General features: G+C 65.3%; 13 protein-coding genes. 4 read left to right on the forward strand and 9 right to left on the reverse strand.

Annotated elements, in window-relative coordinates; all coding sequences use genetic code 11:
- The first annotated feature begins 30 nt into the window (after positions 1-30).
- The 3 genes from ACXAEK_RS00600 to ACXAEK_RS00610 all read left to right on the forward strand — a co-directional run bounded on the left by ACXAEK_RS00600 (position 31) and on the right by ACXAEK_RS00610 (position 5,855).
- Positions 31-2,418, forward strand: coding sequence for a GcvT family protein (locus ACXAEK_RS00600; RefSeq protein ID WP_475039118.1), 2,388 nt, complete (start codon positions 31-33; stop codon positions 2,416-2,418).
- A complete protein-coding gene (locus ACXAEK_RS00605) occupies positions 2,415-4,829 on the forward strand; it encodes a GcvT family protein (protein WP_475039119.1) in 2,415 nt (804 codons plus the stop codon). Before ACXAEK_RS00600 ends, ACXAEK_RS00605 begins: the two co-directional genes overlap by 4 nt.
- Positions 4,830-4,955: 126 nt before the next feature.
- Positions 4,956-5,855: a complex I NDUFA9 subunit family protein gene (locus ACXAEK_RS00610; RefSeq protein WP_475039121.1), complete on the forward strand. Its 900-nt coding sequence runs from the start codon at positions 4,956-4,958 to the stop codon at positions 5,853-5,855.
- A gap of 45 nt (positions 5,856-5,900) precedes the next feature.
- Here the strand turns inward: ACXAEK_RS00610 and ACXAEK_RS00615 are convergent, their stop codons facing one another.
- From ACXAEK_RS00615 to ACXAEK_RS00630, 4 genes are read right to left on the reverse strand one after another with little or no spacing between them, the layout of a single operon-like run.
- Positions 5,901-8,078, reverse strand: coding sequence for a xanthine dehydrogenase family protein molybdopterin-binding subunit (locus ACXAEK_RS00615; protein WP_475039123.1), 2,178 nt, complete (start codon positions 8,076-8,078; stop codon positions 5,901-5,903).
- A 1-nt stretch (position 8,079) separates the two neighbouring features.
- Complete coding sequence (locus tag ACXAEK_RS00620; protein WP_475039124.1) at positions 8,080-8,541, reverse strand: (2Fe-2S)-binding protein; 462 nt, start codon at positions 8,539-8,541, stop codon at positions 8,080-8,082.
- A 35-nt stretch (positions 8,542-8,576) separates the two neighbouring features.
- A complete protein-coding gene (locus ACXAEK_RS00625; RefSeq protein WP_475039126.1) occupies positions 8,577-9,416 on the reverse strand; it encodes an SDR family NAD(P)-dependent oxidoreductase in 840 nt (279 codons plus the stop codon).
- 38 nt (positions 9,417-9,454) lie between these two features.
- Entirely contained in the window at positions 9,455-10,270 is an 816-nt protein-coding gene (locus tag ACXAEK_RS00630; RefSeq protein ID WP_475039127.1) for an SDR family oxidoreductase, read from the reverse strand.
- Between the two features lie 163 nt (positions 10,271-10,433).
- Between ACXAEK_RS00630 and ACXAEK_RS00635 the strand changes: the two genes are divergently transcribed.
- Positions 10,434-11,330, forward strand: coding sequence for an AraC family transcriptional regulator (locus tag ACXAEK_RS00635; protein ID WP_475039129.1), 897 nt, complete (start codon positions 10,434-10,436; stop codon positions 11,328-11,330).
- A gap of 192 nt (positions 11,331-11,522) precedes the next feature.
- Here ACXAEK_RS00635 and ACXAEK_RS00640 read toward each other — a convergent pair whose 3' ends face one another.
- The 5 genes from ACXAEK_RS00640 to dctP form a co-directional block, all read right to left on the reverse strand.
- Positions 11,523-11,867, reverse strand: a complete 345-nt coding sequence (locus ACXAEK_RS00640; RefSeq protein WP_475039130.1) for a RidA family protein — start codon at positions 11,865-11,867, stop codon at positions 11,523-11,525.
- A gap of 17 nt (positions 11,868-11,884) precedes the next feature.
- Complete coding sequence (locus ACXAEK_RS00645) at positions 11,885-13,000, reverse strand: NAD(P)/FAD-dependent oxidoreductase (protein ID WP_475039132.1); 1,116 nt, start codon at positions 12,998-13,000, stop codon at positions 11,885-11,887.
- Positions 12,997-14,406: an FAD/NAD(P)-dependent oxidoreductase gene (locus ACXAEK_RS00650; RefSeq protein WP_475039134.1), complete on the reverse strand. Its 1,410-nt coding sequence runs from the start codon at positions 14,404-14,406 to the stop codon at positions 12,997-12,999. Before ACXAEK_RS00650 ends, ACXAEK_RS00645 begins: the two co-directional genes overlap by 4 nt.
- Positions 14,393-14,704: a (2Fe-2S)-binding protein gene (locus tag ACXAEK_RS00655; protein WP_475039136.1), complete on the reverse strand. Its 312-nt coding sequence runs from the start codon at positions 14,702-14,704 to the stop codon at positions 14,393-14,395. The genes ACXAEK_RS00650 and ACXAEK_RS00655 overlap by 14 nt, the downstream gene beginning before the upstream one ends.
- Before the next feature lie 77 nt (positions 14,705-14,781).
- Positions 14,782-15,774, reverse strand: a complete 993-nt coding sequence (dctP, locus tag ACXAEK_RS00660; protein ID WP_475039137.1) for a TRAP transporter substrate-binding protein DctP — start codon at positions 15,772-15,774, stop codon at positions 14,782-14,784.
- Positions 15,775-15,807 lie beyond the last annotated feature (33 nt).

Genomic DNA, 15,807 nt, shown 5'->3' on the forward strand with positions numbered 1-15,807 from the left:
TCCTGCGTCAAACATCAGGGAGTGCCGGTTATGGCGCGGATCATCATCATTGGCGGCGGCGCGATCGGGCTGGGGCTGGCCTATCACCTGGCCGGGCGGGCCGAGGTCACCGTGCTGGAGCGCAACCAGCTGACCAGCGGTACCAGCTGGCACGCCGCGGGCATCGTCGGGCCGCTGCGGGCGACGCCGAACATGACCAGGCTGGCGATGTATGCGGGTGAATTGTTCCCCAGGCTGGAGGAGGAAGCGGGGCTCTCCACGGGCTACCGCCAGACCGGCGGCTACTGGATTGCCCGCGAAGAGGCGCGGATGGATGAGCTGCACCGGATCGCCGCGCTGGGGCGGCATTTCGGATTGACGCCCTCTATCGTCGGGGCGGAAGGGATTGATGTGCAGGGGTTGGACTTGCAAGGGGTCGTCGGCGCCTTGCGGGTTGAGGAAGACGCCAATGTGAACCCGGTCGACCTGTGCATGGCCTACGCCAAGGCAGCGCGCGCTAAGGGCGCGGTGATCCGCGAGGGCGTGCAGGTGGAGGCGCTGCTGGTGGAGAACGGCACCTGCAAGGGGGTGCGCCTTGGCGATGGTGCGGAATTGCTGGCCGATCAGGTCGCGCTCTGTGCCGGGGCCTGGTCGAAACGGCTGGCCGATGCCGCCGGGGTGGCGCTGCCCTTGCAGGCGGTTGAACACATGTATGTGGTGACGGAACCGATGGCGGGCCTGCCCAATCCCTACCCGGTGCTGCGCGACCTGGACTGCGGAATTTACGTGAAGGGCGACGCGGGCAAGCTGGTCTTTGGCGGCTTTGAGCCGTGGGCCAAGGTTTGGGATGCCTTCGGGCCGGAAGGCGACCGCCCGTTCCTGGAGATGCCTGAGGATTGGGACCAGTTCATGCCCTTTATGGAGGCGGCGCTGGCCTTGGTTCCGGGGCTGCAAAGCGCCGGCATTCAGCATTTCATGAACGGGCCGGAAAGTTTCACTTCCGATACCCGCCCGCTGATTGGCCAGACGCCAGAGGTGGATGGGCTGTATGTGGCTGCGGGGATGAACTCGGTGGGCATAATGTCCTCCGCCGGGGTGGGCCGGGTGCTGGCGGATTGGATGCTGGCGGATGAGCCGCCGATGGATCTGTGGGAAGTGGACATTGCCCGTGTTGATCCGTTAGCCGCCGGGCAGGCGCATATCGAGACCCGGATGGAAGAGGCGGTCAGCGATGCCTTTGCCCTGCATTGGCCGTTCAAGCAGCCAAAGGCGGGCCGTGGACTGCGCACATCGGCCTTGCATGACCGCTGGGCTGCGGCGGGGGCGCATTTCGGCCTGACTGCGGGCTGGGAGCGCGGGCTTTGGTACGCGCGGGACGATAGCGAGCGCAACCTGCCCTACTCGGTAGGCGATCAGCCCTGGTATCCGATTGCAGCCCGCGAGGCGGCGGCGATGCGCGAAGGCGCGGTGATGCTAGACCTCTCCCCCTTTGGCAAGTTTGACGTGCTAGGGGCGGAGGCGCTGGCGCTGATGCAGTATTTGGCGGCGGGCAACGTGGATGTGGAACCTGGCCGCGCGGTCTATACGCCGATGCTGAATGCAAAGGGCGGGATCGAGGCGGATGTCACTGTTACCCGTCTGGCGGTAGATCACTTCCGGATGACCTCCGGCGCGGCCACCCGGCGCAAAGACCTGGCCTGGCTGCGCCGCCATGCCGCTGGCCGGGATGTGCAAGTCACGGATGTGACGGAACAGGAATGTGTGATCGGCGTCATGGGCGCCGGCGCGCGGGCGGTGATGGAGGGCTTGGGCCGTGATGATTGGTCGGCCTTTCCCTTCTCCACCGCCCGCGACGTAACAGTAGCGGGGCAGGCGGTTCGGGCCACAAGGGTGAGCTTTGTTGGCGAATTGGGCTGGGAGCTGTCGGTCCCTGTTGCTGGGGCCGGTGCGGTGTTTGATGCACTGCGCGTGGCTGGAGTACGGCCGATGGGCCATTTCGCGTTGGAAGCTTGCCGGATCGAGAAAGGGTTCCGCGCGTGGGGCCATGATCTGGGGCCGGAGATCACGCCGCTGGAGGCCGGACTGGGCTTCACCATCGACTGGTCCAAGGACTTTCTCGGCAAACCTGTTCTGGCTGCGCAGCGGGAAACGGGCCTCAGCCGCCGGATGGTTCTGTTCAGTCTGCCCGGCCACCCGCTGGTGCTGCATGACGAGCCGGTTCTGGAAAATGGCCGCATCGTGGGTTTCACCACCTCGGGCGGGCGCGGGGCACGCACCGGCCTCACCCTGGCGCTGGCGCTGGTCGAGGTGCAGCCGGGCGAGACCCCGGCCCAGACCTGTGCGCGGGTCTTTGAAATAGACATCGCAGGGCAGCGCTACGCCGCAGAGGCGCTCAGGCGCCCGCCCTTTGACCCCTCTGGCGAACGGATGAAAGCATGACCACCACAAACGCAAATGTCCTGATCATCGGCGGCGGCGCCATGGGGGTGTCGCTGATGTACCACCTGGCCAAGGCAGGCTGGACCGATGTGGTGCTGACCGAGAAGAACGACCTGACCCACGGCTCCACCTGGCACGCGGCGGGGCTGTGCACCCATTTTGCCCATAACCCCACCATTCAGGAGCTACGGGCAACTTCGGTGCGGCTTTATCGCGACATCCTGCCGGAAGAGACCGGCGACACTTGCGGTTTCCACCGTTCCGGCGCGATGCGGATCACCTCGAACCCGGACCGGATGGATGAATTTGCCCATGTCGCGGGCCTCAGCCGCTTTACCGGTTATGACCTGCAGATGCTGACACCGGATGACGTGGAGCGTCTGCACCCGCTGGCCCGTACCGAAGGCATCCTTGGCGGCATTTATGAACCGGATGACGGCCATGTGGACCCCTCGCTGGCGACCAATGCGATGGCCAAGGCGGCACGGGCCAATGGTGCCACCATCCTGCGCTATAACACGGTGTCCTCGATCCGGCGCGAAGATGGCGTCTGGGTGGTGGAGACGGAGAAAACCACTATCCGCGCCAGGCACTTGGTCAATGCGGCCGGCACTTGGGGCTGGGAAGTGGGGCATATGATGGGGCTGAACATCCCTTCTGTCCCGGTGCTGCACCAGTATCTGGTGACGGATACGGTGCCCGCGGTGGCTGAGCGCATTGCCAAGGGCCTGCCCGAGCTGCCGATGATCCGCGATCCGGAAGAAAGCTGGTACGTGCGGCAGGAGCGCGACGGGCTGATCCTTGGTCCTTATGAAAAAGACGCCCAGCCCTGGTCGATCGACGGCTGCCCGCCAGATTTCGGCGCCGACCTGATGCCGCCGGACCTGGACCGGGTGGAGCACATCATCATGGCCGCGATGGAGCGTATTCCAGCGTTGGAAACGGGCGGGGTGAAATCGGTTGTGAACGGCCCGATTACATTCACCCCCGATGCCAACCCCTTGATCGGCCCGGCGCATGGGCTGGAAAACGCCTGGCTGCTGACCGGCTCCTCCATGGGCGTGATGGAAGGCGGCGGCGCGGGCTGGTTCCTGGCTCATTGGATGACCCACGGCGCACCGCCGATGGATGCGCTGGCGGTGGACAGCCGCCGGTTCGGCAGCTGGGCGGACCGGGATTACCGGGTGGAAAAGGCCATCGAGTGCTTTGGTCTGCAGTTCGGCGTGCATTATCCGCATGAGGAACGCCCCGCCGCCCGCGGCAAGCGGCTGTCGCCGATCCACGGTCTGATGGTTGAACGAGGCGCAGTTATGGGCGCGGCCTATGGCTGGGAACGCCCCAACTGGTTCTCGGATAAGGCTGGGGATGAAGCGGTGCCCAGTTTCCGCCGTTCCAACTGGTTCGAGCCGGTGGCGCAGGAATGCCGGACGGTGACAGAGGCCGTCGGTCTGGCGGATCTGTCGGTGTTCTCGAAATTCGACGTCACAGGCCCGGAGGCCCGTGCATTCGTCAACTCCTTTGGCGCCAATCGGGCGCCAAAAACTGGGCGCATCGGACTGACTCACGCGCTGACCCCTGCAGGGGGTACCCAGTCCGAGTTCACTGTTTCAGTGCTGTCGGAGGACCATATCTACCTGACCTGCGCAGCGGCCGCTGAAGAGATGGACGCGGATCTGCTGCAGGCGCGCTCAGAAGGGTTTGAGGTCTCTATTGCCAACGTCACCGAAGATTTCGGCGTGCTGGGCCTGATGGGGCCGAAATCGCGCGATGTGCTGGCCGGTCTGACAGAGGCGGATCTTGGCGCTGGTTTTCCCTGGCTGTCGGTGCGCGAGATCACCGTGGCAGGCATTCCGGTGCGGGCGCTTCGTGTCTCTTACGTGGGGGAACTGGGCTGGGAACTGCATGTGGCGGCTGACCGGATGCCGGAATTGTTTCTGGCGCTGGAGGCTGCTGGCCAGCCGTACGGGCTGTGCTTGTTCGGCGCCTATGCGATGAACTCCATGCGGCTGGAGAAGGGCTATCGCGCCTGGGGCGCTGACTTCACCACCGAACGCACGCCTGCGGAAACCGGTGCGGGTGTCATGATCAAGATGGACCATGAATTCACCGGCAAGGACGCCCTGGCGCAGCGGATGGAAGCAGACGGCCGCTGGGACATGGTGCTGCTGGAGGTTGAGACCGGGGCGGTCGATCCCTTCTATGCCCATGGCGTGCTGCAGGGGGATCGGGTGGTGGGCATCGTCACCTCTGCTGCCCATGGCCACCGGACCGGCAAAACGCTGGCGCTGGCGTATTTGCGGGACCGGTCGGCGCGCGGCGGGCTGTCGGTGGAGGTGCTGGGCAAGCAGCTGACGGCCCGGGTGCTGGAAGACGCGCCATTTGATCCGGGCAATCTGCGGCTGAAAGGATAGCGCACCTGGTGGCCTGGCTTGGCTGGCGCGCTATGTGGTGGCGCAGCTGCGGGTTGTTTCAGCCCGGTCCGCGCACTGTGCGGAACCGGGCAGCCTGCGGTTCCTTGCAGCGGAGCGTCTTTCTTGTTGACCAACGCCCGGACCGTGATTGTGCTTGGCAGCACCGGATTTCTGGGGCGGCGGCTGGTCCGCCGTCTGAGACAGCGCGGCTGCACCGTCCGGGCCGGGACCCGCAGCCCCGGCAAAGCCGCTGCCTGCAGTGGGTTTCAGGACAGCGGCATCCGCCCGGTGCAGACAGACCTCAGCAGCCAGGATGCGCTGGCGCAGGCCGTGGCGGGATGCAGCGCGGTGGTCAATTGCATCGGATATTACAGCGAAACCGGCGGTGAGAGCTTTCAGGATATCCACACTGAGGCAGCCCGCAGAATTGCCCGGCTGGTCAGGCAGAACAGCGGGCAGCGGCTGATCCACATCTCCGGCATCGGGGCCAGCCTGAGATCGCCTTCGGCTTATGTCCGGGCCCGCGCAGAGGGCGAGGCAGCAGTACGCAGCGCCTGCCCCGGCGCGGTCATTCTGCGCCCCAGCGTCATGTTCAGCCGCAGCGGCGCGTTTTTCGGGGACTTGCAAAGGATCGTTGAGCGGCTGCCTGTCATTCCGATGTTCGCCGCCGGGCGCACCCGGCTGCAGCCGGTTTGGGCCGGGGATGTTGCCGAAGCGGTCTGCCGCATTGCCGAAGGCGGCCGGGCCGGGCGGAATGTGCTGGAGCTGGGCGGACCCGACATCTTTGCCTACCGCGAGATCCTGCAGCGGCTGATTGCGCGCAGCGGGCGCCGCCGCTTGCTGCTGCCGGTGCCCTTTGCACTATGGCGGATCGGGGCGGCCTTGCTTTCCCCGCTGCCGCATCCGCCGGTGACGCAGGCGCAGATTGCGCTGATGCAGCAGGACAATATCCCCCATGCCAATGTCGCCGGGTTTGCGGAACTTGGGATCGAGCCGAAATCGGCGGTGGCGATGGGGCTGGTGTGATCTGCAGGCCCGCGCCAGGCAATCCTGCCTGGCGCGGGCTGCGGGTCAGGCGAAGCTGACGCCGTTCAGGTTCATCGGCAGTTCCGTAACCCGCAGGCCTGTGGCCGCAATCGCGTTGGCCAGGGCCGGGGCCGAGGGCGGTGTGCCGGGCTCGCCCACGCCGGAAGGCGCCTCGGCGGAGGGCACGATGTGGACCTCGATTGCGTTGATGTCGCCAATCCGCAGCGGTTCATAGTCCGGGAAATTGGACTGGTCTACCATGCCTTCGGTCAGGGTGATCTCGTCCCGCATCACATGGCCGATGCCATAGCCGATGCCGCCTTCCATCTGCGCCTTGACCACATCCGGGTTGACGGCCAGGCCGCAGTCCACCGCGCATGTGACCTTTTCGATCTGCACCCCGTCATCGGCGGTGCCGGAGATTTCCACCACCTCTGCCACATAGCTGCCAAAGCTCTTGTGGACTGCGATGCCCTGGCTGCGGCCCTCAGGCGCCTGGCCCCAGTTGCCCTTTTCAGCGGCCAGCTTCAGCACGCCTGCCAGACGCTGCTGATCCGCGCCGCCACCTTGCAGCAGCGCCAGGCGGAATTCCACCGGATCGCGGCCGGCAGCCCGGGCGGCCTCATCCATCATGGTTTCCATCACATAGGCCGTGTGAGTATGGCCGACAGAACGCCACCACAGAACCGAGGTCGCCTTGGCCACATCGCTGAGGCCGATGAACTGGCCGGGGATCTGATAAGGGTTCTGGGTCACGCCCTCGACTGAGCTGTGATCGACGCCGTTGTGCACGATCATGCTTTCAAAGGCGGTGCCTTTCATGATCGACTGCGCTGCGATGCGGTGCTCCCAGCCGGCGATATTGCCATCCGGGTCCAGTCCCACGCGCACCTTATGCGCCACTGCCGGGCGGTAATAGCCGCCGGTGATGTCATCCTCTCGCGACCAGACCAGTTTCACGGGGCGGCTGCGGTCGGTCAGGGCAAAGGCCAGTGCCGCCTCCACCTGGTAATCCGCGGTCGGCGTGGCGCGGCGGCCAAAGGAGCCGCCGGCCAGCATCGTGTTGATGCGGATCTTTTCCATTGGCAGCTGAAAGATCTCGGCCATTGCGAAATGCGGGCCGGTTGGCATTTGGGCACCGTCATGCAGAATGATGCCGCCATCCTCATCGGCCTCGATGGTGCAGGTGAGCGGCTCCATCGGCGCATGTGCCAGCAGCGGGAAGTAGAAGGTTTGTTCGACCACCTTGTCCGCGCCGTCGATCAGGGCGGCGGTTGCCGCCTGGTCGGCACCATTGACGTTGTATTCCGGGTCTGCGTTCACCGCGGCCAGCAGTTGCTCGCGGATCTGATCCGAGCTGCGATTTTCAGCGGCAGAGAAATCCCAGTCCACGCTGATCGCCTCGCGCGCCTGGAACGCGGCCCAGGTGTTTTCGGCATAGACCGCAACGCCCGCCTTGTTGGGCAGCACGGCGGCGCGGATGTAGCCTTTGACCTCCTTAGCGTCCGCATCGTCAAACCCGGTCGCCAGTCCGCCCATACGGGGGCTGCGGGCAATGACTGCCACCATCTGGCCCGGCAGGTGCAGGTCCATCGCGTATTGTGCGGTGCCGTTGGTTTTTGCAGGCGAGTCCTTGCGCTTGACCTTGGCGTTGCCGATCAGCCGGAATTCGCTGGGATCTTTCAGCCGCGGCTCTGCCGGGGCCTCCATCTGTGCAGCGGCCCCTACGAAGTCCGCAATTGGCGCCTGCTGACCCGCACCCTTGATGATGCCGTCTTCGATGGACAATGCAGAGGTATCCGCGCCCCAGGTCTCTGCCGCGGCCTTGATCAGCATCTCGCGGGCGGCGGCGCCGGCCTGGCGGTACTGCAGATAGGAATTGGCCATCGCGGTGGAGCCGCCGGTGCCCTGGAACTGCCCAAACGCCAGGTTGGCATAGCGCGACGGGTCGGAGGGGGCGAATTCGTACTGGATGTCCTCCATCGAGACACCCAATTCCTCGGCGATCAGGGTGGTGAGGCCGGTGGCCGGGCCCTGGCCCTTCTCGAAGTGTTTGACGATGGCGGTGACGGTGCCGCCGGCGTCGATCTTCACAAAGGGGTTCAGCTGCGCCGGTGCGGAACCCGCGGCCAAGGCGCCATCCGGACGGGCGCCGACATAGAGAACGGCAGCGGCGGCGGCAGCGGTTTTCAGGAAACCGCGGCGGGAGGTGTTCAGGGTCATATCAGGCCTCCATCATGTCGGATGCATGCAGGATCGCGGCACGGATGCGCTGGTAGGTGGCGCAGCGGCAGGCGTTGCCGTTCATGTAATCGTCGATCTCCTCGACCGTCGGCTTGGGGTTCTCGCTGAGCAGCCCGACGGCGGACATGATCTGGCCCGACTGGCAATAGCCGCATTGCACCACGTCCAGCTCCACCCAAGCGGCCTGCACCGCCTGCGCGGCCTTGGAGTTCAAGCCTTCGATAGTGGTGATTTCGGACCCTTCGGCGTCCTCCACATAGGTCTGGCAGGAGCGCACGGGCTCCCCGTCCAGATGCACGGTACAGGCGCCGCAGGCGGCAACACCGCAGCCGAACTTGGTGCCGGTCAGTTTCAGTTCATCCCGGATCACCCACAAAAGCGGGGTTCCGGGTTCGGCCTCGACCTCATGCGTCTGGCCGTTGAGTTTCAGTGAAATTGCCATGGCTGTGGGGCCTCCCCTTGGCTGGAAGTTCTGGTTCAGGATTGTTCGAATTTGGCGAAGGCATCGGCGTGATCGGGATGCCAGCGCGACAGGGCCGGGCGGTTTTCCAGGATGTCGCCCAGGGCCCAGGCCACCCGGCGCCTGTCGCGTTCGGGTGTCACGTCGTTGTCCGGGCAAAGAATATAGAAATCGCCGGCCTCCATCCGGGTGAGCAGGTGATCGACGGTCTGATCTGAGGTCCAGGCCGAGGCGGGCTTTTCAGGCATGAAGCGCGCGATCATGCCGGTATAAGTGAAGCCCGGCACAAACAGATGCGCAGAGACAGGCGCCTCTGCCTGCCGCAGGTCATGGGCCAGCATCTCGGTCAGAACCTTAACGCCGGCCTTGGAGACGTTGTAGCCCGGGTTGCCTGGCGGCGTGGTGATACCCTGTTTGGATCCGGAGTTGACCACCACCGCAGGGCGCGCGGCAGCGATCATCCGGGGCAGGAAGGCCTGCACCCCGTTCAAAACGCCAAACAGGTTCACCTCGATCATTGCACGCCAGGCGTCTGGCTCCTCCCAGCTGCCGGAAGGACGGGCGATGCCTGCGTTGTTCATCAGCACCGCCACCTCGCCGGCATCAAAGGCCGCATCTGCTAGAGCTTGAACCGCCTTTGCGTCGCTGACATCGGTGGGAACCGCCATAACCTGCGTGCCTGGCTGAACCTGGCCGCGCAGCTTCTCCGCGGCCTGATCCAGCGCCTCGCCCGGCAGATCGGCCAGAACCACACCCAGCCCGGCCTTGGCAAAGCGTTCTGCCGCCGCCAGTCCAACGCCGCTGGCGCCGCCCGTGACAACCGCCAGTCCGCCTGCTGCAAGTGCTTGTCCGTACATGGCTTTTCCTCCCTGTTGTTGTGCGGGAACGAGCTGCCTTACAGCCCCATGCCCGCCTTGATGCCGCCGATGAATGTTTCGTCATCCTGCGCCTTGCGGGCGCTCAGCAGTGCCTCAGCATCCGCCCCCGCGCGGTAGCGCAGCCGGGATGTGCCGTCCGTCACGGCGGTTTTGATTACCTCTGCCACCAGCTCCGGCTCAGACGCCTGCGCGCCGAAAGCACCCATAGCTGCCTGCATGCCTGCCACGACGGGCATGTATTCGGGCATGCCCTCATCCACTGCAAAGTCGAACGACCGGCCGCCGAAATCGGTGTTGATCATGCCCGGCTCGACGATCTTGACCTGAATACCGCAGGCTTCCAGCTCGTAATGCAGGGCTTCGGACAGGCCTTCGACGGCAAACTTGGTGCCATGGTACAGCGTGCCCAGCGGGAAAGTCATCTGGCCGCCGATTGAGGAGATATTGACGATGGTCCCGGACTTTTGCGCCCGCATGTGAGGCAGCACTGCCTTGGTGACGGCCAAGAGCCCGATCACATTGGTATCGAACTGGCGTTCGATCCGATCCATGGAAAAGGCTTCCAGCGGTCCATAGGCGCCGTAGCCTGCATTGTTCAGCAGCACGTCGATCCGGCCAAAGGTGCTGAGCGCCTGATCCACCGCATTTGCAATGGTTCCGGACTTGGTCACATCCAGCGCCGCGATCAGGATATTACCGTGATCCGCCAGGACCCCTGCATCAGCCGGATTGCGCATGGTCGCAACAACGTTCCAGCCTTCCCCGGCGAACAGGCGGGCGGCGGCCTTGCCGATCCCTGAGGAAGCACCGGTGATCAGAATGGCTTGCGGCATAGTCCTGGCTCCTGCAATCTTGATGGCACCAAGGTAGAGCCTGCCAGGCCGATCCCCTTGCCCGATCCTCCGGATGATCTGCCTGATCCTCCGGGATGGTGGGTTTCGCGGTTCTTTACCAAACCACGCGCGCCTATAGTCTGACAGAACAGGAGGACTGCCGATGGTGCCGCAGACGCTGATTTCCGATGTCTCTGCCTTTGTCCGTGAGCGGGGCGCGCTTGAGACCGGTTGCGAAACCGGAGTGAGCGGGCTGTTTGCATTCTGCAGCGAGACCCGGACCGAATTCCAGGCAATGATCTATGAGCCGGTCATGTGCCTGGTCCTGCAGGGCGCCAAGGAGGCGCATCTGGAGGACCGCACTGTCCGCTATGGCGCGGGGAAGTCGCTGATTGTCAGCCACGCGCTGCCGGTGACGGCCGGGGTGATCGACGCCGCTCCCGAACGGCCCTATGTCTCGCTGGCCTTACAGCTGGACCTGGCCATGGTGCGCAGCCTGTATGAGGAGACCGGCACCCTGCAGGACCAGGATCAGGAGCGGGCGTCCCATTCCATGAGCGTGGCAGATGGCGATGCGGCATTGTTTGATGCCATGGCACGTCTGTTCCGGCTGGCGCAGGATCCGGTAGAGGTGCAGGCGCTGGCGCCGCTGGTGCTGAAGGAGATCCATTTCCGGCTGCTGCGCGCCCGGCACGGCGGGATGCTGCGCCAGCTGCTGCTGCACGAAAGTCCGGCCAGCCGGATTTCCAAGGCGATTGCCTTGATCCGCGAGGGTTTCAGGTCTGCCTTGCCGGTGGCGGATCTGGCGGCGGCGGCCGGGATGAGCCAATCGACTTTCCATGAGCACTTCAAGGCCCTGACCTCGACCACGCCGCTGCAATACCAAAAGGAGCTGCGGCTGATGGAAGCGCGTCGCCTGCTGATGGGAGGCGGCAAATCGGTGGCCTCTGCGGCCTATGACGTCGGATATGAAAGCCCGACCCAGTTCAGCCGGGAATATGCGCGCAAATTTGGCATTCCGCCCCGGGATGAAAAGCCAGCTGCGGCGGCGGTGTCTTAATCGGCACTGGTGCTGTGTTCGCACCTCCTGAAGAGCGTGCCGGCTGACCAGGGGGCAAAATTTTCCCCTTGCCAGGAACGGGCGTGCGCTGATCATCTGTGCCGTGGTCGGCCGGGGCGGCGGAGGACGCCTTGAAAAGTGCCGGGCCTTGGGCAGGTCCGGCACACGCATAAATTGTCAGCTGACAATTTTTCAGTCGCAGGCGGCGGTGACGATGATCTCGACTTTCAGGATCTCGCGCGCCAGCTTGGCTTCGCCGCAGGCGCGGGCCGGGGCGTGGCCTTCGGGGACCCAAGCGTTCCAGACCTCGTTCAGTTCGGCAAAATAGGACATATCGGACAGCCAGATCACGGTCTGCAGCAGGCGGGTCTTGTCGCTGCCGGCCTCTGCCAGCAGGGCGTCGACCTTGGCCAGGATCTCGCGGGTCTGTTCGGCGGCGGTTTCGGCTTCGGACACCTGGCCGCTGAGGTAGACGACACCGTTATGCTTGACGATTTTGCTGGCGCGGGCTGTGGTGCCGATACGGGTGATGGTCATGGGAAAGTTTCCTCTGGTCAAAGAACCTTGCGGTCATAGCGGTTGATGCGGAAGGGGGAAAGGTTGAAACGGCTTTGGCCGCTCAGCACCAGATCGGCCATCACCTGGCCGATGATGGGTCCCATCTGGAAACCATGAGCGGAAAAGCCGAAGGCGTGGAAGGCACGGTCTGCGTTTGCAGCCGGGCCGATCACCGGCAGGTTGTCGGGCATATAGGCCTCGAGCCCCGCCCACATGCGGTTGATGGCGGCGCGGCGCATGATCGGAAAGAACTCTGCCGTGGTGCGGGCGGCAGAGGCGAGTTTCGCGTAATCCAGCCGTGTGCGGTTATTTGCGCGGTCGGCAAAGCCCTTGGCGCCGCCGCCAATCAGAACGGTGCCGTTTTCGAATTGCTTGAAGCTGAGCTGGCGGCTGACGGCGCCGACCACGGGGGCGGCGAACTGCGGCATCCGGGCAGTGATCATCAGCATCGGCGCGGCGTGGCTGAGCGGCACGTTGTCGCCAATCATCAGCGCGATGCGGTCGGCCCAGGCGCCTGCGCAGTTGACGACGGTCTCTGCCTCGTAGCGGTCCTTGCCCCCCTGGGCGAGCCAGGCGGGGCCGATCCGGCGCAGGCTGAGAAGTTCTTCGCCTTCCATGACTTGCGCGCCGTGGCGTTCGGCGGCCAGGCGAAAGGCGCTGGTGGCTTTGTAGGGGATGGCGTAGCCGTCCTGCTCCGATATGGCGCCGCCGGCGCAGTCCGGGTTTACATGCGGCAGGCGGTCGAGCAGGTCATCGCGGCTGAGGATACGCTCGTGGGTGTAGCCTGCGGCGTGCATCCGCTCCTCGCGGGCGCGCAGGGTGGCCATGTCGGCGGCGTCCACGGCGATGTTGATGACGCCCTGGCGGCGGAAGCCGGTCTCATGGCCCAGCTCCTGGTCCAGGGTTTGCCACAGTTCCATCGAGGCCTTCGAAAGCGGCACCTCGGCCATGTCGCGGCCCAGGAGGCGCACGCCGCCCGCGTTGACGCCAGAGGCATGGCGGCTGGCATAGTCTTTCTCCAGCAGGATCACCGAGGCGCCCCGGCGGGCCAGGTGATAGGCGGTGGCGCAGCCCTGGATGCCGCCGCCGATGATCAGGACGTCGGCCTTCATTCCGCGGCCTCCGCATGCGCGGGGGCGGGCACGGCCTGGAAGCGGCTCAGCTCATCCAGCGTCAGCAGGCGCTGGGGGCTGCGCAGGCGGTAGTAACCGACAGGCTCGGGCGGCTCATTGCGCCACTGGCTGAGCAGGGCCGCCACCATATGGCCGCATTGGCGGCCCTGGCAGGGGCCCATGCCGCAGCGGGTGAGGGATTTCAGCGCATTGGGGTCGCGGGCACCTTGATCAAAGCCTGCGCGGAGGTCCGCCAGCGTCTGCTCCTCGCAGCGGCAAACCAAAGTGTCCGGGTTTTGCGGCAGGCGCAGCGCGTCAGCCGGGCGGTACAGGCGGTCGATGAAGGCGCGGAACGGGGCCATGGCGGCGAGTTTCGCAAGGCCGGGGGCGGCCTGGCGGTTGCGCTCTGCCTCGCTCAAGGAACCAAGGCGGTGCAGGATGTTGAGCGCGGCAAGATGGCCTGCGATGCGGGCGCCGTCCGCGCCGATGATCCCGGCGCCGTCGCCTGCGGCAGAGACATGGGGCACGGAGGTCTGGCCGTATTCGCTGGTCTCGACCTGCCAGCAGAGCTGTTGCGGGTTCCAGCGGTGGGCCAGATCCATGGCCCGCGTCATGTTGAGATTGGGCTGGACGCCATGGTGCAGGAAGACGGTTTCTGCGGCGATCTCATGAGTTTGGCCGCCTGATGTGAAACGCAGGCCCTCGGCTTTGTCCTCTCCCAGCACTTCCAGGTTTTCGGCAAAACGGTACTGCCGAACGCCCGAGGCGCGGATCTCACGCAGGAGGGCGAGGCCTTTCCTCAGCTGCCCGGCCTGGCGCAGGGCGCCGGGCAGCAGCGGGGCCGCGTTCAGGTAGTTCTGCCGCGGGGTGGTGTCGACCAGGGCGGCGACGGGCACGCCAAGGCGCAGGTACTGCGCCACGATCAGATAGAGCAGCGGGCCGGAGCCTGCGAAGACGGCGCCATCGGCCACAGTGGCATCGGATTTCAGCATCACCTGGGCGGCGCCGGCGGTCATCACTCCGGGCAGAGTCCAGCCGGGGATCGGCATCGGGCGCTCCATCGCGCCGGGGCAGAGCAGCATTTCGCGGCAGTGCAGTTCATGGGTGTCGCCGAAATGCGAGAACAGGACGCGGCCGTCATCGCCCAGGTGCCAAGCGTCGGCGCCGGTGAAACGGGTGATCTCGGCGCGGTTGAATTCGGCAATCAGGGCGGCGCCGGCAGTGTAATCCGGCCCCAGCACGCTGGCGTCCGGCAGCGGGTTGGAAGCGGCGGCGCGGTAAATCTGGCCGCCGGCGCGGGTGCCGCGGTCCAGCACGGCAACATTGGCGCCGCCCTTGGATAGCGCGATGGCGGCGGCCATGCCGGTAGGCCCGGCGCCGAGGATAGCGCAGTCAAAGGCCTGCATCGGGTGCCTCGCTGTCTTCGGCGATGGTTTGGGTGGTGATGATCATGCCCTCGGCCACCCGGCGCAGACAGGCCTGCTGATTGGGGACCCCGTCAATGTCCACCATGCATTCGAAGCAAACGCCCATGGCGCAATAGGCGCTGCGGTCCTTGCCGGACAGCGCGGCACGGCGGGTCACAGGCTGGCCGCAAAGCGCCATGGCGGACCAGACGGATTGCCCGGCGGCGGCGGTCACGGCCTGGCCGTTGATTGTCAGCGTGACCTTGGGCGCGCTGTCTGAACGCAGGGATCGGAACATCGGCGGGTCTCCGTCGGGGATTGGGAAAAAGGGAAAGGCGGCGGGGAGGGCGCGCCTTTCCCAAGTGCGGGACTGGCTTACTCGGCGATCTTGTCAAGGATGGCCTGGCCCCAATCGGCACCCACGTCCTCAAGCACCTGCGGCCAGACCTGGGCGCGCACGTGTTCTGCGGTGGCGGAGAGCTCGGCGTCGCTCAGCGAGACGATCTTGGCGCCATTGTCCGCGAGCTTCTGCTCGAATGCGCCCTGGTCGGCCTCGGCGGTTTCCCAGCGTTTGGCTTCGAATTCCACGGCGGCATGCTCTAGGGCGGCGCGGTCCTCATCGTTCAGCTCTGCCAAGGTGCCGGAGTTGATGATCATGTACCAGACTTCGAAGTGGGTGTTCACCGGCACATAGGTGGAGGTCACATCACGGAAGGAAGCATAATAGCCTTCCGCGCCGGAACCCACGACGCCGTCAACCACGCCGGTTTGCACCGCGGTGAAGGCTTCGGAGAAGGGGATCGGCGAGGAGATGTAGCCAAGCGCGTCGGCGGTCAGCTGGAAGCTTTTGATGCCGGGGACGCGGACCTTGATGCCTTTGGCCGCGGAAGGATTGCCGGGGTCAACCGCATCAGTGTTCAGCGCCACGCCGCCGAAATAAACCGGATAGGCGGCCAGCATGGTGATGTCCTGCTTGGCGTAAAGCTCTTTCATCGCGTCATAGATGGCGCCGCCGGGGCCGTAGATTTTCTTGGCCTCGGCCCAGTTGGAGGCGACATAGGGGAAGGCCGAGATCTGCATCCGGCGGTCGACGGCGGTGGCGGCGGGCTGCACGGCCATGTCGATTGCGCCGACGGAAATGCGTTCCTGCACCGAAGTGTAGTCACCGAGCGCCGAAGCCGGGAACAGGTTCAGCTCCAGCGATCCGCTGGTGGCGCCGGACAGGCCTTGGGCAAAGGCGCGCAGCTCGTTGTCGATGGTGGCGCCTTGCGGGCGGATGTGGCTGAGCTTCAGCGTGTCCGCGGCGGCCATGCCGGCGGTGGCGGCCAGGGCGGCGGCCATGCAGGTGGATTTCAGGAATGTCATCATGGGTTTTCTCCTCCGTGAGTGATGATGAAATTT

Source organism: Leisingera sp. ABM4_101 (assembly GCF_056158725.1).